The sequence below is a fragment of the Cytobacillus sp. genome (assembly GCF_964223445.1).
Lineage (GTDB): Bacteria > Bacillota > Bacilli > Bacillales > Cytobacillaceae > Cytobacillus.
The window spans coordinates 1-24380 of sequence record NZ_CAXQGS010000046.1 but is presented as its reverse complement, the minus strand read 5'-3'; the positions used below and the strand labels follow the sequence as shown (position 1 = coordinate 24380).

The 24380-nt window shown below is 39.5% G+C and carries 32 protein-coding genes and 2 riboswitches; of the genes, 13 read left to right on the top strand and 19 right to left on the bottom strand.

Annotation, left to right across the window (positions count from 1 at the left end; translation table 11 throughout):
• Positions 1-92 precede the first annotated feature (92 nt).
• Positions 93-359, bottom strand: coding sequence for a hypothetical protein (locus tag ACEQ1T_RS06980; protein ID WP_206837868.1), 267 nt, complete (start codon positions 357-359; stop codon positions 93-95).
• Between the two features lie 117 nt (positions 360-476).
• Between ACEQ1T_RS06980 and ACEQ1T_RS06975 the strand changes: the two genes are divergently transcribed.
• A complete protein-coding gene (locus ACEQ1T_RS06975; protein ID WP_009332565.1) occupies positions 477-719 on the top strand; it encodes a hypothetical protein in 243 nt (80 codons plus the stop codon).
• Positions 720-763: 44 nt separating this feature from the next.
• Here ACEQ1T_RS06975 and ACEQ1T_RS06970 read toward each other — a convergent pair whose 3' ends face one another.
• From ACEQ1T_RS06970 to ACEQ1T_RS06960, 3 genes are all read right to left on the bottom strand, one after another.
• A complete protein-coding gene (locus tag ACEQ1T_RS06970) occupies positions 764-1597 on the bottom strand; it encodes a hypothetical protein (protein WP_206837870.1) in 834 nt (277 codons plus the stop codon).
• Between the two features lie 126 nt (positions 1598-1723).
• Positions 1724-2644: a GTP-binding protein gene (locus ACEQ1T_RS06965; protein ID WP_370222216.1), complete on the bottom strand. Its 921-nt coding sequence runs from the start codon at positions 2642-2644 to the stop codon at positions 1724-1726.
• Positions 2637-3038 (bottom strand): hypothetical protein, encoded by a 402-nt coding sequence (locus tag ACEQ1T_RS06960; RefSeq protein WP_206837876.1) that lies wholly within the window; start codon positions 3036-3038, stop codon positions 2637-2639. The genes ACEQ1T_RS06965 and ACEQ1T_RS06960 overlap by 8 nt, the downstream gene beginning before the upstream one ends.
• 113 nt (positions 3039-3151) lie before the next feature.
• On the opposite strand from ACEQ1T_RS06960, the gene ACEQ1T_RS06955 reads away from it, so the two are divergent.
• Positions 3152-3769: a class I SAM-dependent methyltransferase gene (locus ACEQ1T_RS06955; RefSeq protein WP_370222215.1), complete on the top strand. Its 618-nt coding sequence runs from the start codon at positions 3152-3154 to the stop codon at positions 3767-3769.
• A gap of 49 nt (positions 3770-3818) precedes the next feature.
• On the opposite strand, the gene ACEQ1T_RS06950 is transcribed toward ACEQ1T_RS06955, so the two are convergent.
• From ACEQ1T_RS06950 to ACEQ1T_RS06940, 3 genes are all read right to left on the bottom strand, one after another.
• Positions 3819-4748, bottom strand: coding sequence for an LCP family protein (locus ACEQ1T_RS06950; RefSeq protein ID WP_370222213.1), 930 nt, complete (start codon positions 4746-4748; stop codon positions 3819-3821).
• A gap of 128 nt (positions 4749-4876) precedes the next feature.
• The gene (locus ACEQ1T_RS06945) at positions 4877-6355 is read right to left on the bottom strand and encodes a S41 family peptidase (protein ID WP_370222211.1); all 1479 of its coding nucleotides are present in this window, start codon (positions 6353-6355) and stop codon (positions 4877-4879) included.
• A gap of 150 nt (positions 6356-6505) precedes the next feature.
• The gene (locus ACEQ1T_RS06940; protein WP_370222210.1) at positions 6506-6712 is read right to left on the bottom strand and encodes a heavy-metal-associated domain-containing protein; all 207 of its coding nucleotides are present in this window, start codon (positions 6710-6712) and stop codon (positions 6506-6508) included.
• Between the two features lie 278 nt (positions 6713-6990).
• On the opposite strand from ACEQ1T_RS06940, the gene ACEQ1T_RS06935 reads away from it, so the two are divergent.
• Entirely contained in the window at positions 6991-7236 is a 246-nt protein-coding gene (locus ACEQ1T_RS06935) for a hypothetical protein (protein WP_206837888.1), read from the top strand.
• Positions 7237-7255: 19 nt separating this feature from the next.
• Here ACEQ1T_RS06935 and ACEQ1T_RS06930 read toward each other — a convergent pair whose 3' ends face one another.
• Positions 7256-8131: a D-alanyl-D-alanine carboxypeptidase family protein gene (locus ACEQ1T_RS06930; RefSeq protein WP_370222208.1), complete on the bottom strand. Its 876-nt coding sequence runs from the start codon at positions 8129-8131 to the stop codon at positions 7256-7258.
• Positions 8132-8393: 262 nt separating this feature from the next.
• Positions 8394-9098 (bottom strand): purine-nucleoside phosphorylase, encoded by a 705-nt coding sequence (gene deoD / locus ACEQ1T_RS06925; RefSeq protein ID WP_206837893.1) that lies wholly within the window; start codon positions 9096-9098, stop codon positions 8394-8396.
• A gap of 153 nt (positions 9099-9251) precedes the next feature.
• On the opposite strand from deoD, the gene ACEQ1T_RS06920 reads away from it, so the two are divergent.
• Together ACEQ1T_RS06920 and ACEQ1T_RS06915 are read left to right on the top strand one after the other, a co-directional pair.
• Positions 9252-9380 (top strand): hypothetical protein, encoded by a 129-nt coding sequence (locus tag ACEQ1T_RS06920; RefSeq protein WP_280516070.1) that lies wholly within the window; start codon positions 9252-9254, stop codon positions 9378-9380.
• 14 nt (positions 9381-9394) lie between these two features.
• Positions 9395-9541: a hypothetical protein gene (locus tag ACEQ1T_RS06915; RefSeq protein WP_206837895.1), complete on the top strand. Its 147-nt coding sequence runs from the start codon at positions 9395-9397 to the stop codon at positions 9539-9541.
• A 51-nt stretch (positions 9542-9592) separates the two neighbouring features.
• Here the strand turns inward: ACEQ1T_RS06915 and ACEQ1T_RS06910 are convergent, their stop codons facing one another.
• A complete protein-coding gene (locus ACEQ1T_RS06910; RefSeq protein ID WP_206837896.1) occupies positions 9593-9901 on the bottom strand; it encodes a YodL domain-containing protein in 309 nt (102 codons plus the stop codon).
• 300 nt (positions 9902-10201) lie between these two features.
• Between ACEQ1T_RS06910 and ACEQ1T_RS06905 the strand changes: the two genes are divergently transcribed.
• Complete coding sequence (locus ACEQ1T_RS06905) at positions 10202-11059, top strand: glycerophosphodiester phosphodiesterase family protein (protein WP_244671118.1); 858 nt, start codon at positions 10202-10204, stop codon at positions 11057-11059.
• A 74-nt stretch (positions 11060-11133) separates the two neighbouring features.
• Here ACEQ1T_RS06905 and ACEQ1T_RS06900 read toward each other — a convergent pair whose 3' ends face one another.
• On the bottom strand, positions 11134-11904 hold the full coding sequence (locus ACEQ1T_RS06900; RefSeq protein WP_206837899.1) for a sporulation protein: 771 nt from the start codon (positions 11902-11904) through the stop codon (positions 11134-11136).
• 317 nt (positions 11905-12221) lie between these two features.
• Positions 12222-12395, bottom strand: a complete 174-nt coding sequence (locus tag ACEQ1T_RS06895) for a YozD family protein (RefSeq protein WP_009332582.1) — start codon at positions 12393-12395, stop codon at positions 12222-12224.
• Between the two features lie 178 nt (positions 12396-12573).
• Between ACEQ1T_RS06895 and ACEQ1T_RS06890 the strand changes: the two genes are divergently transcribed.
• Positions 12574-12735, top strand: coding sequence for a hypothetical protein (locus ACEQ1T_RS06890; protein ID WP_206837901.1), 162 nt, complete (start codon positions 12574-12576; stop codon positions 12733-12735).
• 31 nt (positions 12736-12766) lie between these two features.
• Here ACEQ1T_RS06890 and ACEQ1T_RS06885 read toward each other — a convergent pair whose 3' ends face one another.
• From ACEQ1T_RS06885 to ACEQ1T_RS06855, 7 genes are all read right to left on the bottom strand, one after another.
• Positions 12767-13462, bottom strand: a complete 696-nt coding sequence (locus tag ACEQ1T_RS06885; RefSeq protein WP_206837904.1) for a hypothetical protein — start codon at positions 13460-13462, stop codon at positions 12767-12769.
• Between the two features lie 384 nt (positions 13463-13846).
• The gene (locus ACEQ1T_RS06880) at positions 13847-14068 is read right to left on the bottom strand and encodes a YozE family protein (protein WP_206837907.1); all 222 of its coding nucleotides are present in this window, start codon (positions 14066-14068) and stop codon (positions 13847-13849) included.
• A gap of 305 nt (positions 14069-14373) precedes the next feature.
• Positions 14374-15684 carry a hemolysin family protein gene (locus ACEQ1T_RS06875; RefSeq protein WP_206843798.1) on the bottom strand — a complete coding sequence of 437 codons (1311 nt, stop codon included), beginning with the start codon at positions 15682-15684 and terminating at the stop codon, positions 14374-14376.
• Positions 15685-15821: 137 nt separating this feature from the next.
• Positions 15822-16193 (bottom strand): MerR family transcriptional regulator, encoded by a 372-nt coding sequence (locus ACEQ1T_RS06870; protein WP_206843800.1) that lies wholly within the window; start codon positions 16191-16193, stop codon positions 15822-15824.
• Positions 16194-16371: 178 nt separating this feature from the next.
• Complete coding sequence (locus ACEQ1T_RS06865) at positions 16372-17595, bottom strand: dicarboxylate/amino acid:cation symporter (RefSeq protein WP_206843802.1); 1224 nt, start codon at positions 17593-17595, stop codon at positions 16372-16374.
• Between the two features lie 148 nt (positions 17596-17743).
• A riboswitch (cyclic di-AMP (ydaO/yuaA leader) is annotated at positions 17744-17888 on the bottom strand.
• Between the two features lie 125 nt (positions 17889-18013).
• Positions 18014-18199: a hypothetical protein gene (locus ACEQ1T_RS06860; RefSeq protein WP_009333656.1), complete on the bottom strand. Its 186-nt coding sequence runs from the start codon at positions 18197-18199 to the stop codon at positions 18014-18016.
• A 250-nt stretch (positions 18200-18449) separates the two neighbouring features.
• Positions 18450-18974: a GNAT family N-acetyltransferase gene (locus ACEQ1T_RS06855; protein WP_370222203.1), complete on the bottom strand. Its 525-nt coding sequence runs from the start codon at positions 18972-18974 to the stop codon at positions 18450-18452.
• Positions 18975-19093: 119 nt separating this feature from the next.
• Between ACEQ1T_RS06855 and ACEQ1T_RS06850 the strand changes: the two genes are divergently transcribed.
• The 6 genes from ACEQ1T_RS06850 to ACEQ1T_RS06825 form a co-directional block, all read left to right on the top strand.
• The gene (locus tag ACEQ1T_RS06850) at positions 19094-19558 is read left to right on the top strand and encodes a GNAT family N-acetyltransferase (protein WP_370222202.1); all 465 of its coding nucleotides are present in this window, start codon (positions 19094-19096) and stop codon (positions 19556-19558) included.
• 111 nt (positions 19559-19669) lie between these two features.
• Positions 19670-20689 carry a serine hydrolase domain-containing protein gene (locus tag ACEQ1T_RS06845; RefSeq protein WP_370222201.1) on the top strand — a complete coding sequence of 340 codons (1020 nt, stop codon included), beginning with the start codon at positions 19670-19672 and terminating at the stop codon, positions 20687-20689.
• A gap of 63 nt (positions 20690-20752) precedes the next feature.
• Positions 20753-21286: a DinB family protein gene (locus tag ACEQ1T_RS06840; RefSeq protein WP_206843813.1), complete on the top strand. Its 534-nt coding sequence runs from the start codon at positions 20753-20755 to the stop codon at positions 21284-21286.
• Between the two features lie 151 nt (positions 21287-21437).
• Entirely contained in the window at positions 21438-22601 is a 1164-nt protein-coding gene (locus ACEQ1T_RS06835) for an endonuclease (protein ID WP_370222200.1), read from the top strand.
• 112 nt (positions 22602-22713) lie between these two features.
• Positions 22714-22864, top strand: a riboswitch (cyclic di-AMP (ydaO/yuaA leader).
• 78 nt (positions 22865-22942) lie between these two features.
• Positions 22943-23599 carry a TrkA family potassium uptake protein gene (locus tag ACEQ1T_RS06830; protein ID WP_206843818.1) on the top strand — a complete coding sequence of 219 codons (657 nt, stop codon included), beginning with the start codon at positions 22943-22945 and terminating at the stop codon, positions 23597-23599.
• Positions 23600-23645: 46 nt separating this feature from the next.
• Positions 23646-24380 (top strand): potassium transporter TrkG (locus ACEQ1T_RS06825; RefSeq protein WP_370222197.1); only part of this gene is annotated, 735 nt, incomplete at its 3' end.

Sequence of the window (24380 nt, the reverse complement as noted above, 5' to 3'; positions counted from 1 at the left end):
CTTACCTTAATATTGTGAGATAAATGTGAAAGGATCTTGAAACCTATAGAAAACCTGCTGAATTCAAAAAAAAAATAGGAAGCTTACCCTTCCTATTTCAAACATTCAAATTCATTGATATGCATTTGGATAAGTGCGTTTTTTGATGTTTCATCCAACTCTGAGTGTGTTATCCTCTTAACCGCCAGGTAAAATTTTTCATAGATCGTCTTACGGACTCTAGGATGTGAATTTTCATCCTTTAGTTCTCTGGAGATCGCTTCTTTCAATATAATTTCAGCATTATGATTCTCTTCGAGTTTCCGGTTATTCCAAAGCTTCCGGTATTCATTCAAAAGCTTTTCATAGTCTGCACTCATTACTGCCACTTCCCTTCCAAAACAGGAAACCATTATATTTCCTTAGATGTATTTTTACATAAATAATTTTATAAATGCAAAAAATATAGCTAATATGCCAGAAAGGAGAATGAGTTAATGAATTCACCTTATCGGTGCCCAAACTGTAAAACCAACAGAAGCCGATTCAATATTATTCAGCAGGTGCCTCAATCCATCAAAATGGATCCCCAGACAGGGAATGTATTGGAAGAGTACAGCAGTGAACAGCTGTCCCCATTCCATATGCCTTATAAAGGCCCTGACAAGAGAGTGCAGTGTGCGGCCTGCGGGCTTGTGGAAGACGAACGCACATTCATCAAATTTGGCGAAAAACAGTAGTTTTGCTAAAACGAATAAAAGCTTGAGATTTTATTCTCAAGCTTTTATTCGTTCACTAACTTATTCTCCTTAAGGAATCTTTTATTGTCCACTTTCCATGGGTCCGCTTGTGAATAGCGAACAAGATAGATGCAGCCTCGAAAATGCACTCTGCCGCGGTTTTTTATAAACCAGTCTGCTTCCACCGGCACTTCCAGGCTCAGCTCGTCTGTCAAATCCTCAGCAGGAAGGACAGGCATCGCACTTAGCCTTGCATTTTCTATGCTGGGCAGGATTTTATTCCAGGCTAAGGGCTGGAGGGAAATGGGCTGTACTATCTTGGCATCCTGCTGTTTTAATCCAGCCATGAATGCACTGATTACTTCATATGGATTTGCATTATAGAGATATTCATCAAGTTTTCCTGCTGCTTTTAATATCATCAGCTTATGTGATAAATCCATGTAATTGGTACGATGTGTGGTACTGCCATAAAAATGAATACAGAAGTGCCCAGGAAAGTTGTTTTTCAGTGCTCCGCCTCCATGGGGCATTCCATGCATAGAAGCGGCAATCCACTGATTTCCATTAATAACAATTATTGCCCTCCTCTTCCAGCTCCATTTTCCCCCATAAATGCTTTTCATCATTTTTGTCTCTTCAGCATTTAATGGCTGAACATCAGCATGATGGCTGCCGGCTCGTCTTTGAACTTTAAACTTCTTGCCTGTTTCAACATCCAGAACAGTAAATTTACTGTATTTAGGCAATATGCCATTCACTTTTTCCCAAGGAATCATATCAATTTGCCAGCTTATCCCCTCTTCCGCTGCAGTAGTATGTGTGCCTCCCGCAGCAAGAAGAACAATAATAATCATGATTGCATGTATTGTTTTCATAAGTTCCACTCATTTTTTATGTTTTTTTCGGTACAGCATTATATATTGAGTTTCCCAAAAACAGGTTTTTTTCATTCATCTGAAGGAATAAAAAAATCGCACAATTTGAGTGCGATTTTTCTAATCTTAATTAATGCCTTCTAAGGTTTTTAACCTTTTTTCAATTTCTTCCCAGTCAAGATTTTCTCCTATAAAAACCATATTCAATGGCATATTTATGTTTTCGTGCATATACAGCGGCATTCCATAAGAAAACTGAAAAAGAAACGGGTACTGTGAGGAATTCAGTTTCAAATATCCTTTTATTCTGTAAACAGTATCAGGGAGGCCTCTTAGAAAGTCCTCAAATTCAGACTGATTGACAGGTTTTTGAAACTTATATACAAAAGTGCTCAAGCGCAGATCAGAAAAAACATGTGACCGGGATGCGGGGCTCTTATTCCCGGAAGACATGCCTCTTACCTCCTTCACAGCGATCTTTGAGTACGATGTTAAGATGCTGAAAGCCTGGCTGTTTAGACCCTGAATTTCCATCGTAAGCCGCGCCTGTTCCGCTTCGGTTAGTTCATCTGCTTTATTTAAAATTATTAAATCCGCATGCCGCACCTGCTCAAGTAAGAGCTGCTGAATCTGCGGGCTTAACTGCTTTCGATTAAGCCATCTGGGACCGTCAACAACTGAAAGAACCCCTTTTACCAGCATGCGATCTGCAAAGAGGGGGGAAAGGATGCTATCCAGAACTTCAATGGGATGAGCAGCGCCTGTTGTTTCAATATAGATCGCTTCCGGTTTATCAACCACCAATAATTCTTGAAGCTGAGCTTCCAGCTTATCTGAGATTGTACAGCATATGCATCCATCAAGCAGCTCCTTTAAAGGTACATCCTCATCGACCACGTCTGAGTCAATTGATACTTTCCCGAGCTCGTTCATCATAACTGCCACTTTCCTGCCTTGCTTTTTTTCATCCTGGAGCAGGTGCTTTAGAAGTGTTGTTTTCCCGCTCCCTAGAAAGCCTGATAATATATATATTTCTGTGTTATTCATATTTTTCCCCTTCTTCACGGTCTGCAAGCATTTCTTCAATCAATATCATCATTTTCTTTTCTATTGAATCAATATCCAGATTTGTTAAATAACCAACGGAATGAAACATTTCCTGTTTGCATTTCCAGATGGGAATATATGCATTTGGAAAAAAATCATCTTCCGTTTCAATTCCCAATTCCAAAATGGACTCATAATCAACTTTAAAAACATCATTATCAGATGCTCTGCGGCCTTTAATGGTTCTGATCAGGTCCACTACCAGATATTCCCCGCCGGCATGAAAGACTGATTTATACTTATTAAGAAGTTTTTCTGCAAGCTTTTCGCATTTTTGTTCTATATCTGAAATTTGATTGCGGGTCTGCTCATTAAGTTCCACTATCTGCTTCAAAGGATCACCTCTTTATAGCTATCCTGTCTAATGACACATTGTATATGATTTTAACAGTCCATACAAACCATAAGACATATTTGCTATAATCTCTAATAAGGATGGTGGAGTTAATGCTCGAAAATACCGGAGAAAGAATCATACCGGAGGAAATGCCGATTACAAATGGAATGCTACTGGAACATTTGGCGCGTTACTATTTTGCCCTTTATTATGCCAGAGGAAGAGTCCTTGATATTGCCTGCGGAACGGGGTACGGCTCAAAAATTATGGCAAAATCCAAGAAAAAAGAAATAAATGAAATTATCGCTGTGGACATGGATGAAGAGACACTGAAATATGCCAGGCAGCACCATTATCATCCTCTTGTACAATATGTAAAAGCCAATGCAGAAGAAGAAACCCTCCCTGAACAATTAGGATTCTTTGATGTAATTACGAGCTTTGAAACGCTTGAACACCTGGCATCAGAAGAAATATTTCTTAACAGCCTTTATAAGATGCTAAAGCCTGGAGGGACTCTCATTTTATCCACTCCATTCGGCGCTGGAAGGGGAAAACCAACGAGAGAGCCTTTCCACTATCACCAGCTGACTGAAGATGAATTCACCGACCTGTTTAAGTCATACGGAGAGACGGAATTTTATTATCAGAGAAGTGTTCTTATTGAACCGAAAAGAGAAGGCAAGCATTATCCCTTTGGGATTGCGGTCTGCAGAAAAAATAAATGAGGAGCCCCACTGGCTCCTCATTTTAATAGCGCTATGGCTCTTATCTGCGCTATTCTTTTTCAGCCTTCAAAAACTGCTTAAGTGCTTCTGAGTTTTCTTCAAAATCCAGCTGGAGAACCGATCCGGCATGCTCATACGTTTTATTTTCAAAACTGTCTGTAATGGGCACTCTCAGCGTTTCAATATCAGTAACAGGGTCCATTAAAAATGATACACCTAAAGCTATTGCTTCCTCAATCTTCAAGTCAGTTTCAACGTATTTCAATGCCTGGCTGATCACTTCCGGAAACCTTGCCAAACCAGCGGGTGAAGAGAATTGATTCATCACTTCATCTTTAAGTTCTATCAAAATTTCCTGCTGCCTGTCCACTCTCCCAAAATCACTTTGTCCATCATGGCGAAATCTCACATACGATAAAAGGTCGCTCCCCTTAAGTTTTTGCTTCCCGGCCTCCAAATCCAAGCCCATATCTTCAATCATTGCAGAACTGACTTCCACTTCAATTCCATCAGGGGCAATGGCATCAAGCATTTTTGTAAATCCCTTAAAATCGATAATTGCAGTATGATCGATTTGGACTCCAAAGTTCTGTTCTATTGTTTCCTTTAATAAATCCTTGCCGCCTATATAATAAGCATGATTCAGTTTACTGTACATATATTCATAATCTGGAATTTTAACATAGCTATCCCTCATTAAAGAGACCAATTTAATCGAATCTCCAGAGGGTACATAACTGGCTAGAAGAATAGCATCAGAACGTGAATCCTCTTCTCCCCTGCTATCAACACCAATCAGCAAAAAGTTTTTCGGACCATTTCCAATAGCTGATGGCTCTTTATCCTCCTTTTCAGTCTCATCAGCTGCAGTATCCCGCCTTACCTCATTGCGATCTTCTTTTTGCTGAAAGGAAGTACAGCCCGACAGGATGGCTGCAGCCAATAAAAAAACAATTATTATATTCTTCAAGCGAATCACTCCTGCGCTGCATATAGTAAAGTTTACTATCATTGTGGGAAAGATGAATGCTTTATATACCCATTTTCTATAACAGGAATACATGTATCCATAGAAAAAAGCTCTCCAAAAAATGGAGAGCTTTTGACTTAAGATTCTATTTGATCTTTCAGCACTTCAGCTGCTTTTTGAATTTGCGTATCATTTTGATCAATTTTTTCACGGAGTTTTTCCATTAGTCTAAGGGTAGACTGCCCTGATAATACTCCATTTTGCTCAAGCTTTTCAGCAGCCTGAAATTCCTTGACAGCCTGTTCTGTTTTTTCATCAAAGAAACCGTCTTCTCTTCCAGGATCATATCCAAGTGCTTTCAGCATTTGCTGAGCACCTTTTACCTGTGCTGAAGAAGCAGAAAGCTTTAATTCAGTGTCAGGATTAATAAATGGCAGTGTAGCATAATCAGGCAAGGCCACTTTGTGGTCTGGTGTTATTCCCTTTTTATGAATCCAATTTCCATCCGGAGTCAGCCATTTTTCAGTTGTGAATTTCATGTTTGATCCATCAGAGAAGTCCTGTGCACGCTGCACTGTGCCTTTTCCAAACGACTTTTCACCGACAAGCGGGACATCTGCAGACTCATGTACTGCCGCGGCCAAAATTTCTGATGCACTTGCGCTTCCTTTATCAATTACAACTACTAAAGGAATATTCGGGTTTTCTTCCTTCGTTGATTTAACTTCTTCCCTGTTTCCATTGCGGTCTTCAATTTGGAATAAAATCTCGCCATCCGGGACAAACAGGCTGGAAATTTTCACTGCCTGATCCAGAAGGCCCCCAGGATTCTGGCGAAGATCAAGGATTAATCCTTTCATGCCCTGCTCCTGCAGCTCATTCAAAGTTTCCACCAGCTCTTTAGAAGTATTTTCCGAAAAGGTAGTAATCTGCACTTTTGCAATACCATCTTCAAGCATTTCCCCATAGACAGTTTCAAGGGGGATGGTATCGCGGGTAATGGAAATACTCATAGGCTCATTCCCGCCAGGGCGCTGAACTGAAAGTTCTACCTTAGTGCCTTTTTCGCCTCTTATCAGCATAACGGCTTCTGTAGAACTCATCCCCTGAAGGCTTTTTCCATCAACGGACAGGACCTTGTCGTTCGGTTTAAGCCCTGCTTTTTCAGCAGGTGAACCTTTTAATGGTGAAACAATTACAATATAGCCTTCCTGTTCCTGGATTTCAGCTCCGATTCCTTCAAATGAGGATGAAATACTCTGATGGAAGCTTTTGGCTTCTTCCTCGTTCATATAGTCTGAGTATGGATCATCCAGCGCTTCAAGCATACCATTAATAGCGCCATTTATAAGGTTATCCTGGTCAACTTCCTGGAAATAGTTTGTTTTAAGGGTATCATAAGCTGTATACAGCTTATCAAATTCCCTTCTTTCGCCTGTTCCAACATCTACTGCTTTTTCATCACCAAAAGCCAGTGCAAAGGTAGTAATCCCAGCTGAAAGGAAAACAATAAAAAACAGCAGCATGACAAAATGAAACTTTTTCATGCGGATAAAACCTGAATGGTTATTATCTGGTGTTTCGGAAGTTCCTTTGTTTAGGTCTTCATTCTGCAAACTCTTCACCACTTTCGTTACCGTAAAATAACTATGTACAATCCTTAATGATTAGAATAACATTTTTATCGAAAAAATAACAAAGAAAAATGCATATGTGTAAAATTTGAAAGAGCGCCAGCGAAATATGCTAAAGCGCTCCTTTTTAAGTTAGGCTACCCCATAGCCTTGATCTTCTATCACCTTTATTAGTTTTTCCTTATCAGCTTTTTTCGGATCATACTCGATTTCTATGTGTTCGTCGTGAAAGGCAATTGCAACGCTTGCCACGCCATCAATGGAGAGAAGGGCATTTTTTACCGCCTCTTCGCAGTGGCTGCAGGTCATGCCCACAACTTTAAGTGAAAATTTTCCCAATGTCTGTGCCTCCTTTTTCCATGTAAAACCTTCGTTTATTAATACCTCATTTAAGGATGTTAATAAACATCGGGTAAACAGCAGACGGCTTGATATATGCCCACTCAGGAATCATACTTCCCCCTCAATATGGACAACAAGAAAATAAAAGATTAATGTTTTGCCAGTACAGACCATATTTTATTATATAGTCTCATATTTAATATCCGCATCCATCCTCCTATCCTTTTCACCAGAATGACCTTAAGCCTACCATCACTTTTTAAGGGGTGAATATTATGATAAGCGCAGTATTATGGCTTAGTTTCGCACTTTCATTGATCAGCCTTATTGCCGGAGTCATGAATCAGTCATGGAAACTTGCATTTTTAAGCTTCCTTCTTCTGCTTCCCTTAGGCTATTATTTATCAGGTGCAGAAAACACTCTCCGTTTCCTGTCAGCACTTCCCGCTGTTCCCCTCATATTAGCTGTTATATTCTATTTTCAATCAGGGAAAAGCAGTCTCAAGCAAAAAGAAAAATAAAAGAGGCCATTATGGCCTCTTAGATTTTTTTAACAATATCGAAGTATTCTTCCAACGTCCATTTCTTTTCATAAATGACTTTTGCAGCCTCTGTACCCACATATCGGAAATGCCAAGGCTCAAATTTATAACCTGTGATGGCTTCTTTTCCTTTTGGATAGCGGAGAATAAAACCGTAGCGATGTGCATTTTCAGCAAGCCACTTTCCTTCCTTTGTTTCCCCGAATTCTTCTGAAAGCTCAAGGTTTGCACTTCTGCTTGAGATATCCATTGAAAGGCCTGTCTGATGCTCACTGCTGCCTGGAATGGCAACAGCCAGAACTGCTTTTTCTTTTCCTACTCTGTTTACCTCTGCATCAAAAACCTGTGATTGCCGTGTAAATGAACGATAACCGGAAACTGCAAACAATTCAACACCTTCATTTAACGCTCCGGTAAATAACTTTTCCAAAGCAAGTGCAGCGTCCTGCCGCATATAGCTTTTTTCCAAATCTAATTTCCCATAAGAAAATGCAACTTCAGGGATGATTAACTTGGAAGGTTCATAGCCATCCGGAAGGCTGAATTGTTTATTCACAAGGGCCATTACATTTTCAGGATTCTGAATTATATTTCTGCCATTGACAACTTTAACATCATTAAAATATGTTGCTTCCAATGAAAGAGGATCATCTTTAATAATTTCTTCTTTGTCCACATTGCCCGCTTTCTCAGCACTGTTTTCTTGCTCTTTTGAGGTTTCATCTTCTTGAGGAGGCTCCTCTAGACTTTTTTCTCCCCCCAGGAATGGAATTTTTTCAATAAGCGGCTGGACCTTATCTAAATATGGATCAAGCTGGCTGCAGCCTGTAAGCATGAGACTAAGTATCCCTGCCATAATTATGGTTTTCTTCATTCAATTTCACCTGACTTTTTTGTATAGCTACAGCGCCTCCCCCCCCCCCCCGAGGTGCAGGGGTGCAAGGCGCTTCCGCTTTTCTTTTTCTTTGCAACATTACTATTTTAACACTTCATGTCAACTAGTCCATAATTGTGTGAAAAACAGGACAAACGGCACAAATTGCTTTTTGCGTATTTTTAAATTTTTTTAATTTTTGACATCAAAAAAAAAAAAATAAAACTGGCTCTTAATGAACCAGTTTCCATATCCTTTTCCTTTATTCCTGAACAGCAGCCTCAAGTGCAACTTCAATCATTTCATTGAAGGTAGTTTGTCTTTCTTCAGAAGATGTTTCCTCACCTGTGAGGATGTGGTCGCTGACTGTTAAGACAGAAAGCGCCTTACGGCCAAACTTCGCTGCAAGTGTATATAGCGCAGCCGTTTCCATCTCAATCGCCAAAATCTGATATTGTGCCCATTTTTCGTGGTCAGCATTGTCATTATAGAACATATCAGCTGTGAATACATTTCCGACTTTAAGGTTTAATCCTTTTTCGACACCTGCATCATAAGCTTTTTTCAAAAGATCGAAGTTAGCTGTCGGCGCAAAGTCCACTCCTCCGAAAGTAAGCCTGTTCATTTGGGAATCGGTAGAAGAGCTCATTGCCAGAATTACATCCCTTACTTTCACATCTTTTTGAATCGCACCGCATGTGCCTACTCGAATTAAGTTTTGAACATTGTAGCTCTGCATCAGTTCATTAATATAGATGGAAATGGATGGCACTCCCATGCCTGTACCCTGAACTGATATGCGTTTCCCTTTATATGTTCCAGTATAGCCAAACATGTTGCGGACTTCATTGTAGCATTCTGCATTTTCCAAAAATGTTTCTGCAATATATTTTGCACGAAGAGGGTCTCCAGGAAGCAGGACCGTATCCGCAATTTCGTTTTCTTTAGCACCGATATGTATGCTCATAATCAAAACCTCCAAATTATTTCTGAAGCCTCTGTAAATGCTTCCAAGTCAAACTATACCATATGTGCCATCACTTAGAAACAAATTACATAAGGCATGTTTTTTCTCTGTACGGGAAAGCTATTTTTAGCTTTTCCAAAGGAGGTTGTAATCATGCCGAAAAAAGGAATGAGCAAAAAACTAAGGCAGGCCGTACAGCATGCCAATGAGACAAATCCATCTTCCAGGGCTAATACCGAGCCCAATACATCCAAAACGGTTAAAACAATAAGCAATCGATAAGCGGAGGGATTAGGATGGGCAAGAAGCATCGCAACCGTATAAATTCACCAAAGAAAAATAATCATATTCCTGCAGAAGCAATTATTGCAGAGCAAGAAGCACACGGCAAAGAATACACTGCCAATAAACGCAAAAACGGCCCGGGTTCCAACATTGAATAAAATTTTTATAAAAAGAAGCAGGAGAGCTAAAGTGCCCTCCTGCTTTTTCATTTAACGTATATGTATTCGATTAACTTCTTCCCAGCCGCCCGGCTTTAGCTGATAATAAAATTGCCCTCTCCTGCCTTCATCAATATAGAGTATATCCCCTGTGGAAATAAATCGGCCATCAAAATCCCCAGGGATCCGGTCATGCACATTAAACTTCCTAAAAACTGAATCCAGACATTCCACATGGGTTAAAGCTTCTACATTTAGGCGATATACTTGCTGAAAGCCTTTTTTGTCCCTAAATTTAGGTGTTTGAAAGATCGTCACATCAAATTCTTTTCTTTTGATTCTTGTTAATTCCTTCAGCATATGGCATCCCCCTCTTATTCCATGCATCCGCTTGGCTGATTTACCTATTAATTGAATTGATCTGTCAGCTGCTTTGACGAATAAGGTCTTCAAAAGCATTTTTATGGCATTTTTTTATTTGCGGCCAAAATTTCTAATAACAATTTTTTATTACTGTTTAATTAGCCATTTTTCTTGTCGTTTCCTCCATAAAAAAAATACTACTTTTGTCGATTCACGGCTTTTTTCACAAAGAAAACGCTTTCAAAAGTATCCAGCCTGCATATTATGTATAAAAGTCTTTTCGGGAGGTGATGAAAATTGTTGGTATCCAAAAAGCCTGTTTTATATTCAATCCTTATCGGATTGGCAATAATGACTATTTCTTATTTTTTTCAGCCTCTCATGCCTTTTCAGTCTATCGCACACAGAGGCGCATCTGCACTTGCACCGGAAAACACGCTTGCATCATTTGAAAAAGCTATTGAATTGGGCTTTGACTATATCGAGTTAGATGTAAGGCTGAGCAAGGATAAACAGCTTGTCGTTATCCATGACGCTAATGTTTTGCGCACTACCGACGGAGAGGGACTGATTGAGGATTTGACGGTCAGGGATATAAAAAAGCTGGATGCAGGATCCTGGTTTTCTCCTGCATTTGCCGGTGAAAAAATCCCATTATTAAATGAAGTATTAAAAAAAGTCAGCGGAAAAACAGGAATCATAATTGAAATGAAATCACCTGAAAATCAGCCTGGCATGACAGAGATTCTGGCAGACATGCTAAATTCTTATAAACCAGACAATCACATAAAAGTCCAATCTTTCCACATTAATGAGATGAAAAAATTCCACCAGCTTGCACCCGAAATTCCTGCAGGCCTGCTGCTGAGCAAGCACCTGGATTTGTTTCATTTGGCATCCTACCGCGATTTTGCCTCTTTCCTATCTGTTCACCATCTCTTACTTTCCAAATCCTTCATTAATCAAGCTGAGTTATTCGATTATGAGATATACTCGTGGACCATCAGCAAGCAATACCAGTTTGCAGACATGCAGCGGCTCGGTGTTCATGGAATTATTTCCGATGATGAGAAGAAAATTCCCGACTCAATCATGTACGTGCTAATCACCCCATTTTTAAAAGGACAGGATTTTCTAAAAACACTTCTGGCATAACTATATGCATTCCACAGCCGCAGTCTGAGCATAAAAAACGATGGGCTTCACCCATCGTTTTCATTAGCATTTATTTAGGCATATTTTGCAATGACAGACTGAAGCTTTTGCTGCATATAAGGAATATCTGCATTTGTAACAGTGAAACGGACAAAGGTTTCATCCATTTCCAGTGCTTCTGCCAGGAATCCGCCCAGCCCTCTCGCTTTGCGGTCTACTTGTATCATGATTTCTGTCTCTCCATTTGACTGCGGAAAAAATACAACTTCCAGTTCATCCAGCTTTCCTCTGAAAGGACCGGAGACTGGAACAAATTCAAACTCTTGTATAAACGGCAGCCTCCTGCGGAGGCGGTGCGGAGCCTGTTCGCATTCTGCTTCCCGCAAACGGAATCCCATACTCGAAACAGCGTTCAATACAGAATCCATTAGCGGGTTTGCCACGACTCGAATATAATCCTTATCGGCAGGATCCACTGCGTTTTTTATATCCAGCCCAGTCGCCACCCAAATTTTTGTTTTCCCAAAAGACAAAGGCGTGTCAGCTGGAAGATTAAAAGTAAAAGGAATTTGCTTTCGTTCATTCGCAGCCAGGGTGAAGGCTTGAGAGAGCCTGAAACGGTCAATCAAACCCGAGACTGTATATTTTTTATCATCTGATTCTTTAATGTAAGTAGTATTCAATGAAAGATAAATATCATCGATCTTCTGTTCGGTGCTTCCCCCTGTGATCTCTACAACACCATTAAGGGCTTCACCTGGGGCTGCTGAATCCTTTTCAAGTTTCGTATCGACTTTTGCCGACCCAATTCCCACACTTGCCAGGACCTTATTAAAAAATGACATATGCTTCTCTCCCTAGTTCTTTTTTTATTTTATTTCTTTCCCAATTGAAGATTTACCTTCCAGCCGGCCAACCTTTTTAACCATCTCCGGCGGTCTTTACTATATAACACAAAGCACTTGCTTCATTTAGATGTACGTGTTCATAACAAGAAAAGTTTCATTTTTTATATGTGCTGCTACATATTTTTTTATTTGCAGAAATTGCTTTACCATTTTTCAGCGTTTTCTTTTAAAGATGTATCAGAATATGTATGTGCATGATGTTCCTGCTGCTCCGCAAAAAAATGACGAGCACCTTTCCTCGTCATTTTTCTATATTAGTCATCTTCAATTTCTTCATCAATGATGCACTTTTGCAGCAGGTATTCAAATGTGATATCTGCAAGTTCATCCAATTCTCCTTCAGTAGGCACATAACCTCTTTTTGCCAGCTCATGAAAGAAAAACTCAGCAATTTCTTCCGTATCTATTACGACCTCTATTTCCTTCACAGCAACGCCCCCTTTGTACAAAATGTATGAAGCACTGAATGGATTCATGCAAAACAACTTTCAGAAAAGTTATATTCTTTATTTTGTTTTACAGTGCATTTTTCTTCAATTAGGACATACAAATAGGATAAGCAGCTAATATCGATCCATTTTATTCAGTAATTGAGGAGGCAGTGACATGTCAAGTATATCCAGACTGGTCCTAATCATTAAAGAAGATGTCAATCGTGAAGAAAGCTCCATTATAAATCTTTATAGCAATCTATTAAATGCTTTATTTAAGCTGGTCATATGGTTTGGCATCCCTTTTTTGCTGTATCTCCTAATCACTTGGCTCTAAGAAGCTTAGACCTCTGAGCTGCTTTTGCTTTTTACACAGTGCTCTTATCATCATTATTGGCAATATGCTTCAGTTTTCTGAGTATTACCCGCATGATATGCTTATACTCATCATCCTGAAACATTTCATAAAGAATACGATAATCATTATATATATCAAGCAAACCATCAATCAGCACTTTTCTTTCTTTTATGCCTTCAAGCAATTCCTTTTCTGCCTTGCGGAATGAATGAGCGGATTCCTTTAATTCAGGCAGCTTTTCTTTTTTATTTATCATATAAAGGAGTCCCAGCTTCTGGATAAAGGCATCTGCACTTTCAGCATCCGCAACGAGTGTCAGCTCTTCCTCTCCTGCCTCCAGCCATTCCCCGTCATTAATTCTCGAAAGCTCATAAATAACATCTTCCCATGCGTCTTCTTTGTATCTCCAAATTTCCGTCCTGAAGCCTACTATTTTGAAAAGATCCGAACCATACCCCTTGACTTGGACAAGGTCGCCAAAAAAGTATTTATATTCGATGTCAATATGCTCCTTTTCCATAATCTCACCTTCATACTCAGACAGCATTTGAAGGCTGGATTCCATATATAGACCTTCGCTTTTATTGACTTCATAGACGTACATATCATCTAGCCATTTCACATCTGTTACTTTTCCGACTGTACCATAAATAGTGATCACGACTGTATCACCGATTTTGTACTTTGGTTTCTTCTTTTTGCTCATTTCCTCCATCCTCTCAATGACTGAGTCGTGAGTATTGAATACAATAGTATATGCACTTTTTATGAAAATCGTCCGTACGTTCATCACAATCAAACAAAAAGCGCAGACGTCCCATTATAAATAAAAGCTCTTCTCTCATAGATTGTTGTTTTAATTCAGCCCGTTGCTTTCCGCTGCGGGCACGTGCTTTCCGTGGAGAGGGACATTGAATATGCTTCCTCGAATGTGCACCGCACGAAGGAAATGCGTCAGCATTTTCGAGGATCAAGTGCCCTCCTTCCAATCAACTCAGTAAATTAAACTAAGATATTAAAAAGCAACCAACTTTACAAAATCAGCCTAAATAAAAAACACTCCAGAGTCGGAGTGTTTCCATGAATTCATTTAGCTTTCAGAAAGAATATACAATTCCCAGACTTCATCAAAGACAGACATGCTCTCAGGATAACTTCCGTTCATTTCAAGGTAAGAGCTGATCTCATCATAATCATAGGCTGTTTTCGGAAAGCTGTGATCCTCATAAGCATCATTGGCAAAACGGCTGATGTGATCCTTCGGTGCAGGGTGCCTGTACTTCATTAAAAAGTGATAGAAAGTTTTGGACATACTAACGCCTTCCTTTTTTCTGTCGTTCATTAATTTATTTTCTACTATAATTGAAATGTGCTCAGTTCGTCTACTAATTCATAAGAAAAGCGGAAGGCGCCCGCTTATAAAGGAACGCAGACTAAAAACGCCACGTCCTGTGGCAACGTCTGCATGACCCACATCCTGCTTGCGCTAGACAGTTCACGAAGTTCAAAGATATAAAACGTACATAAGTCAGTCTAACGGGTAATAGGAAAACAATCAAGTATTTATATAGACGCAAAAAGAAACGGCAGCTGCCGAAATTGGAGCCGCCGTTTTTCCTAGGCTAATAGGGGCTTGCTTTTAAAAACCTCCAGATAATGAAGCTGGTGACCATCTTTTTCGTGGACCTTGAATGTGAATCCATCAGCTTCAATCTCTGTTCCTATCTCTGCTTCCATATGCTGTGTCAGGAACCAGCCGCCAATTGTATCAACATCTTCATGCTCAAAATCTGTGCCAAGCAGATTATTGACATCGTCTATAAGAAGCTTGGAATCCAGAATATAATGGTTATCGTTTAGCTTTCTAATTTCAGGAACTTCGTCTTCATCAAATTCATCACGAATTTCTCCGACAATTTCTTCGAGTATGTCTTCAACAGTCACTAATCCGGAAGTTCCGCCATATTCATCCATTAAAATGGCAATATGGATGCGTTCTTTTTGCATTTTTACAAGCAGGTCATGAATCGGAATGCTTTCAATTACATGGATTACCGGGTTAATAAACGAGTCAAGCTCAAGATTCTCCGGGGTGATCTTGTTTGTAAGACTTGCCGTCAGAAATTCTTTTACATTAATAAACCCGCGGATATTGTCTTTATCCCCATCTTCAACTGGATATCGCGTGTAATTCTCTGTTTGGATAGTTTGCATAATATCTGCCAGTGTATCATCCGAGGCAATCGTAATCATCTCGGTACGCGGAACCATTATTTCTTTCGCAATTCTTTCGTCAAATTCAAAGATATTGTTCACGTACTTTAACTCATTTTTATTGATCTCACCGCTTTTATAACTCTCGGATAAAAGGATTCGCAATTCTTCTTCAGAATGGGCAATTTCATGCTCAGAAGCCGGTTTTAAACCAAATATGCCAACCAGTACCCGAGCAGATCCATTTAAGAACCAAATGAAAGGGAACATTAAACGATAGAACCAAATAATTGGTGTTGCGAACGCCATTGTAACGGCCTCAGCTTTTTGAATGGCAACGGTTTTGGGTGCAAGCTCACCTACAACTACATGCAGGAAGGTGACTAAAGCAAACGCAATGCCAAAGGATAAAATATGAGTTAGCGATTCGGCGATTTCAAATCTTTCAAATACCGGGTGCAATAATTTTTCAACTGTCGGCTCACCCAGCCACCCCAAACCTAATGCGGTTATGGTAATCCCTAACTGACATGCTGATAAATACTCATCAAGGTGAGTAACGACTCTCTTAGCTGCAATAGCCCTTTTATTGCCCTCAGCAATCAGCTGATCAATTCGGGAAACACGTACTTTTACAATCGCAAACTCAGTTGCTACGAAGAATGCGGTTAATGCTATTAATAGTGCAATCAGTAATAAATTTATGGTTGTCAACGAGCAGTCTTACTTAAAAGTAAGACATACACCTCCTAAAATGGTAATAATCCTTATAAAGTTCACTACTTAAATTGTGCCCAAATTGATATCCATAATGCTCCAAAAACCCAAAAAACTGTTTGGGCGCAGGATATTCAGTTAAGCAATAAAAGCAAGGTCTGAATTAATGATAAGCTTTCATGTGAAATGTTTTTTTTGACATATTCGTATTTTTCGGGATCAGATTTCTTCAGCTGAGAAAGTGCTTTTGTGACATCTTCCTCCAGATCCTGAATTTTAAGCCTTAGTTCAAGAACATCCACCTCTTCAGAAAATCGGCTGATAACTTTTTTCTTTATTTCCTCCAGCGATAAACCATCCGCTTTACATCTTTCGATAAAAGCAATCCGTTCGATGGCGGAATAATCATAATAGCGATAATTTGAAGGGGAACGTTCTGCTTTTAGCAGGCCAAGTGAAGTATAGTAATCAATCGTTCTCTTAGTAACCTTTGCTTTTTCAGCCAATTCTCCTATTCTTAACTTCTCAGCCCCATGAGGATTCCTCCAAACTGTTACGTGATGGTTATGAAACTAATTATACTAAAAATTAATAGAAAATCAATGAATTTGAATAAAGAAGCAAGCAGGAAGGAAGAGATTTCCATAAAAAAAACAACACCGGATAACCGGTGTTATTTATATTTTAGGCTTTAACGGCCTCATTCTTTGCTTCTGTTTCCGCTACAATCACTGCACATGCAGCATCACCTGTAATGTTGACTGCCGTTCGCGTCATATCAAGCAGACGGTCAATACCAATGATTAATGCAATCCCTTCAACAGGAAGATTGACAGAGTTAAGGACCATGGCAAGCATAATCAAACCGACACCTGGCACACCAGCTGTACCAACACTGGCAAGAACGGCAGTCAGGACGACCGTAATAAGCTGTGTCAATGTTAAATCAACATTATATACCTGAGCAATGAAAATAGTTGCAACACCCTGCATGATGGCTGTTCCATCCATGTTGATGGTTGCACCGAGAGGCTGAACAAAGCTGCTGATTGATTCAGGAACCTTCAAATTTTTCTGAGCAGTATTCATGGAAATCGGCAGTGTCGCATTACTGCTTGATGTACTGAAAGCAACACCCATGGCCGGCGCAAAGCCTTTAAAGAACCATAGCGGGTTTTTCTTTGCAAGTAAAGCAATAGAACCTCCATAAGTTAAAATCGCATGTATAAACAATGCAAGAAGAACAACGATCATATAAAGTCCCATAGCTTTAATGGCACTCAGACCCTGACTGCCTACAGCAGAAACGATAAGTCCGAATGTTCCATAAGGGGCAAATCTCATCACCAGGTTAACAAGGTACATCATCATGTCATTGCCTTGTTCAATAAGGTTTAATATGCCTTTTGTTTTATTGCCAAGCATGGTTAGTGCAAATCCGACAAAAATTGAAAAAGTGATAATCTGAAGCATGTTGCCTTCCGTGAAGGCTTTTACCGGATTGGTTGGAATAATATTTAATAATGTCTCTGAAACAGGAGGAGCCTCTTTAGATTCATACTCTACGTTTGTTACGTCAAATTCACCAACGTTCCCTGGCTGGAAAACAGCTGCCAAAGCAAGACCGATGACGATTGCAATGCTGGTGGTTACCAGAAAGTAGGAGATGGTCTTAATCCCAATTCTTCCTAACTTCTTAGGATCACCGAGGCCTGCTGTCCCAAGAGTGATGGAAAAGAAGACGATCGGAACAACCAGCATATTGATGAGATTTAAAAAGATTTTTCCAAGCGGAGTAAATAAAAACTTGTCTAGCTCGGGGAAAATGCCAGGTGCAAATAAGTTAATCAAAAGACCTGTGATTCCCCCGGCGATTAGAGCAATAATAATTTTAGTTGATAATTTCATACACGTTCCTCCAATGAATAATGTAAAAAAATGTAAACTGGAAACAAAAAATATTTTGCCTTTCCTATATTACCCCCAAAAAACATAATCCTAACTAAAAAAGGCAACAAAAAAACACAGAGGTAATAACCACTGTGCATTTATGCAGTGTTTCCCTCTCAACACGCTTACGAGGTTAGCTGTCGGGTTCGGGTCTTGAGAGTACCCTACCTGTAAAAGGATTCACCCCAGGTACTTTTATAAAAAAGTACAGTTGGTTCCCCCGCTCAATTAAGATTAAGCGAAAAATTATTAATGATTTTTTAATATATTAACAATAATCATAAAAGTTGTAAATCATACGATTTTCTTATCTATGATTACTATTAATTAAATAGTAATTTAATAGAAAAGGTCAATAGATTTTTGAGCAATAAGATTAGAAGTTAAGCCAGCTTAAAAGAGGATGTCTTTTTTTGTCCTTCACTTTCAGTTCCTTCTTATTCAGCTTGTCTTCATGTTCCGCCAGCCACTCTTTTAACTCTTCTTTATCCTTGCATTGCGTATAATAAGTCTCGCCGTTTTTCCCAGTGGCACTCACAACATATCTGCATGTATTTCCCATAAAGCACCCTTTTCAAAGTAATTTCTTATAGAATTATAACAAGATTTATGACAATGTCCACCCTTATTTTTTAGGATTATGGGTAGTTTTGTTTTTAGGAAAATTGCTGATGAAAATATGACTGGAAAAACCCAGCTAAGATTTCCGCTGGATTTTTTTTCGCTTCTGACTTTAACCAATTGGTTCAGCAGCTTTATTGATTATGGGGAAAGTTTTATCCTGTTGTCAGAACCTGGGGGAATGGCCTTTCCTATTTGCGCAAAACTGTAATAAAGCCTTCCAGAATATCGTGACTGACAGTAAACCCTTTGCGTGTATAAAATTCAAGGGCCTCTGTATTCCCATTTGACACATAGATAAAATAATCTTCAACATCTTTAAATTGACTTAACCATTCCATCGACATGTTAAAAAGCACTGATCCAATTCCATATTGCCTGTAGCCATCTTTTATATAGAATTGTGATAAGCACCCAACATTGTCTTTCCCCACTGAATTTAAATCAAAAAATGTGGCGAAATCATTAGAGTAGGCTTCCTTCGGAGAAACATTGGAATAGACATAGCCCACAATTTCTTCATGGTCCTTAACAATCACAATATAATTATGTATAGCAGATTTTGCGGATGGAATCATCCTTGTTTCAAAATTCATACTGTCAAAACGCTCAGGTGTTATATGTGCCTTAGATTTCTGGAAAGTCATCAGCTCATTGCATAAATCCCGGCAAAGGCTGATTTTTTCTTCTGTTATCACTTCATATTTTAAATTCATACAATTCACCCCCTTAGTTATCATTTTATATTGGAATGCCTTCATTCGTCCAAAAAAGAGGGAAATGATCTTTGATAGAGAAATTAATTTTTAAAACTAATTTCAAAAGAGGGACCATAATGATTAAGGAAATTAATATTAAAGACCGAAAAGCTGCTGAGCAGGTTCTAAGTGTACAGCTTCCCGCGTATAAAATTGAGGCTGAAATCATTGGATGTCCAGATTTACCGCCTTTGAAGGATACGGCTGATGCCTTGCGAATAACCGGAGAGACCTTCTTTGGGTATTTTATTGGTGAAACATTATGCGGTGCGATTTCGTTTAAAGAGGAAAATAATGTTTTAGATATTCATAGATTGATTGTTCATCCTGAACATTTTAGAAAGGGTATTGCACAAAAGCTGCTGAACTTCATTGAACTGAGGCCAATGATTGAAAAAATGATTGTCACAACAGGTTCTAAGAATACACCTGCTGTCGCTTTTTATTTAAAGAATGGTTTTAAAGAGCTTGAGAAAATAGAGATAAATGAATCACTGACTATTACTGCTTTTGAGAAATATTTGTTATTACTGGATGATTAAGCGCTTCTTTCAATTGGAAGAATCATGCTTATTACCGAAAATATTAGAGACCGTTATTCCTGTCCCGCAATTGTTTTAGGTCATGGAATAATACCTTAAAGGGGAATACTCATGTTAATTAAGAATTATGATAAAAGGTTAAGTTCTGTAATTAATAATGCTGGTTTTTCTGGTGTCGTACTTGTTAAAGAAAACGAAGATATGATCCTTCAATTAGCAGAGGGGTATGCTGATAGAGCAAATGAAACTCCAAATAATCCAGGCACCAGGTTTGGCATCGCCTCCGGGTGTAAGGTTTTTACGGCGGTTGCTATTTGTCAATTGGCCGAGAATGGATCCATATCATTTGAAACAAGACTAAAAGATGTATTGGAGGATGTTTTTCCCTTCTTTGATGAGACAATGACCATTCATCACTTGTTAACCCATTCATCTGGAATGCCTGACTATTTTGATGAGTCAGTTATGGATGATTTTGAGGACCTGTGGAAAGAAAGGCCAATGTACCTATTAAATCATCTTAGAGATTTTCTTCCTATGTTCCAGAATAAAAAAATGATGTTCAAGCCGGGGGAGAGATTTCATTATAATAATGCCGGATATATACTTTTGGGTTTAATTATAGAGAAGAAGGCAGGAATGAGTTTCCAGGATTATATCCAGTCCCATATTTTTGAACCATGCGGAATGAAGGATTCAGGCTTTTTCCGATTTGACAGTCTTCCTGGAAATACAGCAATTGGTTATATAGATAATGAAGAAGATGGGACATGGAGAACCAATATTTATTCATTGCCCATTAGAGGCGGTTCTGACGGAGGAGCCTATGTTACTGCTCAGGATATGACCTTATTTTGGGAAGCATTGTGTAATAACAAGCTCCTGAGCGAAGAGTATACTGAAAAGCTTATGAGCCCGCATGCCAAAGCAGATGAGAATGAATATTACGGCTACGGATTATGGATCAGCAAGAAAAACGGATCCATCTTCAAATATCACCTCATGGGCTATGACCCGGGAGTCAGCTTTCATTCTGCCTATTATCCTGAAAGCGGAATAACCCTCGTAGTGCCATCAAATAAATCATATGGTCCCTTCAAAATAATGGGAGAGATTGAAAAGGACTTGTAGAGAAGTTAGATACAGACGCGCAGTTTTGTATCTGAGCGGGTCTGTTAAAAAAGGGGCGGTTATATGAATTTTAATTTAAGAGAAGCTATGGAGATTCTTGAACGGACACCCCGTACGCTGGATTCATTGCTAAGCGGGCTATCTTCGGAATGGCTTAAAGGCAATGAAGGGGATGGCACGTGGAATGCAGCCGAGGTGGTTGATCATTTGATTGATGGTGAGGAGAAAAATTGGATTCCGCGGCTGAAATTGATTCTGCAGGAAGGGGAAAGCAAGCCATTCCCTCCATTTGACCGGTATGCTCATTTAAATGTGTCAGATGATCTATCACTTGAAGACAAGCTTGAAGCCTTTAAGACCCTTAGAATGAAGAATTTAGCCACACTTACTGGTATAACTGATCTGGAAACTCATTTCGAAAAAACAGGGCTTCATCCGGCATTTGGTCCAGTTAGAGTCAGGGAATTGATTTCCACTTGGGCAGTGCATGACCTTACGCATATTTCACAGATTTCAAGAGTATTGGCAAATAGATACAGGACAGATGTTGGTCCTTGGATTGAGTATTTGGGCATTTTAAAAAAAGAAGAACTTTAAATAAATTACATTAATGTTAAGTATTGTAAAATAGTAAATTTTTGGGACCAATACCTCATGCTATGTCCGAAGGTGTTCATTTATACTTGGAGATGATTGTGACTTTTCTGAATATTTATAAGTCCTTTCAAAAAAATGTGGAGGCGAATGAATGCTGAATCGTAAGAAAAAAGGCCTGCTGTTATCATTTATTTTGGTTACTGTCATTCTGATCGTGATGCAGCCCATTCAAAATTCAATAACCAGGGCAGCTGCCGGGGATGGGTCCTGGTCATCACCTTATTCCGTTTCACAGGGAATCAGTACTCAAAACAACTCTTCCAAAACTGTTCAAGGCTATGTGGTAGGACAGCCGACTGCGGCAAATACGGTTATTTCCAGCGGGTTTCCAAATGACTATGCTTTGGCTCTGTCAGATAGTCCATCAGAGACCAGCACAGACAGGATGCTTTATGTTCAAATACCTTCCTCGTTCCGATCAGCTTTTGGTTTAAAATCCAATCCATCTTTGATTGGAGAAAAAATTAAGGTAACCGGAACGCTTACCGCCTATTTTTCTCATCCAGGGCTAAAAGATGGAACTGCCTTCGAACAAGCTGGTGATGGAACAGTCGATCCCGGCCCGGAACCAGGGGGATATTATGATGATGCAAACGGAAAAACTGGAGAGGATTTAAAAACAGCCCTCCATACAATCATTGATGACCACACGGAAATTTCCTATTCGAATGTATGGGAAGCGCTGCGCGAAACTGATGAAGATCCTGCCAATCCCAATAACGTCATTCTTTTGTATACTGGCCGCTCTCAGGGGAAATTCACTAATGGTTCTGGCGTCAATGATTGGAACAGGGAGCACGTTTGGGCTAAATCGCATGGGGACTTTGGTACAGCGATGGGTGCGGGAACAGACCTGCATCATTTGCGGCCAACAGATGCTTCCGTAAACAGCTCGAGAGGAAATCTTGACTTTGACGATGGAGGCACCCAGCATTCAGAGGCACTGGGAAACTACTATGATTCAGATTCCTGGGAACCAAGGGATACGGTAAAAGGCGATGTTGCGAGAATGCTTTTTTATATGGCTGTCCGTTATGAAGGAGACAGCGGAGAGGTGGATCTGGAGCTGAACAATCAGGTCAATAATGGCTCTGCTCCTTATCATGGCAAAATGTCTGTCCTGCTTGAGTGGCATAAGGAAGATCCAGTAGATGATAACGAGCGGAAAAGAAACGAAATCATCTATTCTGATTACCAGCATAACCGCAATCCATTTATAGATCATCCCGAGTGGGCATCAGCAATTTGGGAATAACCTTCTGGCAGCACTTTCCGTACAGGGAAGTGCTTTTTATTTTACATGCTATGTAAAAAAAAAGATTGACAAGAGTTTTACATGGGAGTAATTTATATTTATTAATTTCATAGTAACCTTTTTGCTGAATCATTTTGAGCGGGGGAACCAATTTTGATAAACCTGGTTTATCTTGGGGTGAATCTTAGCATATTAAAGCTAAGAAGGGATACTCTCAATCCCTAATCCGACAGCTAACTCCGTAAGCCGAATCGAGAGAAGGGTTGATGGAAACCATTAGCCATTCTTTTATTAAGAGTGGTTTTTTTGTGTTCATTTTCAAAAAGAAGGGAATTTCTTCAATGAAAAAACAGTATGCTGTATTTGGTTTAGGCCGCTTTGGCGGAAGTCTCGTAAAGGAATTTCATGAATTGGGTGTGGAAGTGCTCGCAATTGATGTCGACCAGGAGAAAGTAAATCAATACTCACAGTTTGTGACATATGCAGTTCAAATCAATGGTATCGATGAAGCTGCGATAAAGCAATCAGGAATAAAAAATATTGATCATGCATTTGTTTCATTTGGTGAAAATATTGAGTCCAGCATTTTGACATCCCTGTTATTAAAAGAAATGGGGATTCCAAAGGTATGGGCAAAGGCACATAATGAGTATCATGCCAGGGTGCTCGAAAAAATTGGCGTCGATCGTGTGATCCATCCGGAGCGGGATATGGCTAAGCGGATTGCCCACCATATTGTTTCAGAAAAAATGATTGATTATATTGAGCTGTCTGAAGATTACAGTATGGTTGAGATTGTGGCTACAGATAAAATCTCAAGCAAATCCCTATCTGAATTGAATATAAGGGCTAAGTATGGCTGTAATATCGTGGGGATTCAGCGCGGGAAAGAAATAATCGTTACTCCGCCAGCTGAAGAGGTCATTTTAAGGGGAGATGTCCTGATTGTAATGGGACACAATAATGGAATTGGCAGATTTGAGAGGCATGGAGTATAAGCTTTTTCAATGATGTTTACCATTTAAATGAAGGAGATTATGGACCATGTACAAAGAAACCAGAAAGACAAGAAGAATTGAGCGGCCCAGCACATGGATCAGGATGAATCCTGCCCAGGCTTTGTCTGTTGGCTTTTTAATTCTAATAGCCATTGGCACCCTGCTGCTCATGCTCCCTTTTTCGACTAGTGACAGACATCATTTATCGTTTATTGATGCATTATTTGAAGCGACCTCTGCCGTATGTGTAACAGGTTTAGTCGTCGTGGATACACAAACAACTTTTACTGTTTTTGGCCAGGTAGTTCTTATGGCTCTTATACAAATAGGCGGACTTGGTTTTATGACCTTTGGAGTTCTCATTGCCATTATGCTTGGGAAAAATATTGGCTTAAAGGGAAGGCTGATGATACAGGAATCATTAAATCAGCTTACAATTGAAGGGATGGTCCGTCTCGTAAAATTCGTGGTGGCTTTTACTCTGATTGTTGAAGCAATTGGCGCCATCATTTTGGCTGTTCGGTGGGCAGAAGATTTTGGATTTCCGCAATCTTTATATTATGGGGCTTTTCATTCTGTCTCAGCTTTTAATAATGCCGGGTTTGATATCATGGGCGACTTTAGCAGTGTTACCGGTTATGCAGGTGACATTACTGTCATTATGACGTTAAGCTCACTGTTTATCATCGGGGGGATTGGCTATATCGTGCTGCTTGATTTAAAAATCAATAAAAGCTTGCGGAAACTTTCTCTCCATACCAAATTGGTTTTGCTGATGACA

Excerpts from the sequence above, each read along its gene's own strand:
- ACEQ1T_RS06970 (WP_206837870.1), bottom strand. The coding sequence starts at position 1,597 with ATGAAAACAATACATGCAATCATGATTATTATTGTTCTTCTTGCTGCG.
- ACEQ1T_RS06920 (WP_280516070.1), top strand. The coding sequence starts at position 9,252 with ATGCCGAAAAAAGGAATGAGCAAAAAACTAAGGCAGGCCGTACAGCAT.
- ACEQ1T_RS06930 (WP_370222208.1), bottom strand. The coding sequence starts at position 8,131 with ATGAAGAAAACCATAATTATGGCAGGGATACTTAGTCTCATGCTTACA.
- ACEQ1T_RS06955 (WP_370222215.1), top strand. The coding sequence starts at position 3,152 with ATGCTCGAAAATACCGGAGAAAGAATCATACCGGAGGAAATGCCGATT.
- ACEQ1T_RS06865 (WP_206843802.1), bottom strand. The coding sequence starts at position 17,595 with ATGAAATTATCAACTAAAATTATTATTGCTCTAATCGCCGGGGGAATC.
- ACEQ1T_RS06980 (WP_206837868.1), bottom strand. The coding sequence starts at position 359 with ATGAGTGCAGACTATGAAAAGCTTTTGAATGAATACCGGAAGCTTTGG.
- ACEQ1T_RS06885 (WP_206837904.1), bottom strand. The coding sequence starts at position 13,462 with ATGAGCAAAAAGAAGAAACCAAAGTACAAAATCGGTGATACAGTCGTG.
- ACEQ1T_RS06845 (WP_370222201.1), top strand. The coding sequence starts at position 19,670 with ATGTTAATTAAGAATTATGATAAAAGGTTAAGTTCTGTAATTAATAAT.
- ACEQ1T_RS06830 (WP_206843818.1), top strand. The coding sequence starts at position 22,943 with ATGAAAAAACAGTATGCTGTATTTGGTTTAGGCCGCTTTGGCGGAAGT.
- ACEQ1T_RS06935 (WP_206837888.1), top strand. The coding sequence starts at position 6,991 with ATGATAAGCGCAGTATTATGGCTTAGTTTCGCACTTTCATTGATCAGC.
- ACEQ1T_RS06910 (WP_206837896.1), bottom strand. The coding sequence starts at position 9,901 with ATGCTGAAGGAATTAACAAGAATCAAAAGAAAAGAATTTGATGTGACG.
- deoD (WP_206837893.1), bottom strand. The coding sequence starts at position 9,098 with ATGAGCATACATATCGGTGCTAAAGAAAACGAAATTGCGGATACGGTC.
- ACEQ1T_RS06840 (WP_206843813.1), top strand. The coding sequence starts at position 20,753 with ATGAATTTTAATTTAAGAGAAGCTATGGAGATTCTTGAACGGACACCC.
- ACEQ1T_RS06880 (WP_206837907.1), bottom strand. The coding sequence starts at position 14,068 with ATGTCCAAAACTTTCTATCACTTTTTAATGAAGTACAGGCACCCTGCA.
- ACEQ1T_RS06915 (WP_206837895.1), top strand. The coding sequence starts at position 9,395 with ATGGGCAAGAAGCATCGCAACCGTATAAATTCACCAAAGAAAAATAAT.
- ACEQ1T_RS06835 (WP_370222200.1), top strand. The coding sequence starts at position 21,438 with ATGCTGAATCGTAAGAAAAAAGGCCTGCTGTTATCATTTATTTTGGTT.
- ACEQ1T_RS06855 (WP_370222203.1), bottom strand. The coding sequence starts at position 18,974 with ATGAATTTAAAATATGAAGTGATAACAGAAGAAAAAATCAGCCTTTGC.
- ACEQ1T_RS06890 (WP_206837901.1), top strand. The coding sequence starts at position 12,574 with ATGTCAAGTATATCCAGACTGGTCCTAATCATTAAAGAAGATGTCAAT.
- ACEQ1T_RS06860 (WP_009333656.1), bottom strand. The coding sequence starts at position 18,199 with ATGGGAAATACATGCAGATATGTTGTGAGTGCCACTGGGAAAAACGGC.
- ACEQ1T_RS06850 (WP_370222202.1), top strand. The coding sequence starts at position 19,094 with ATGATTAAGGAAATTAATATTAAAGACCGAAAAGCTGCTGAGCAGGTT.
- ACEQ1T_RS06965 (WP_370222216.1), bottom strand. The coding sequence starts at position 2,644 with ATGAATAACACAGAAATATATATATTATCAGGCTTTCTAGGGAGCGGG.
- ACEQ1T_RS06900 (WP_206837899.1), bottom strand. The coding sequence starts at position 11,904 with ATGTCATTTTTTAATAAGGTCCTGGCAAGTGTGGGAATTGGGTCGGCA.
- ACEQ1T_RS06975 (WP_009332565.1), top strand. The coding sequence starts at position 477 with ATGAATTCACCTTATCGGTGCCCAAACTGTAAAACCAACAGAAGCCGA.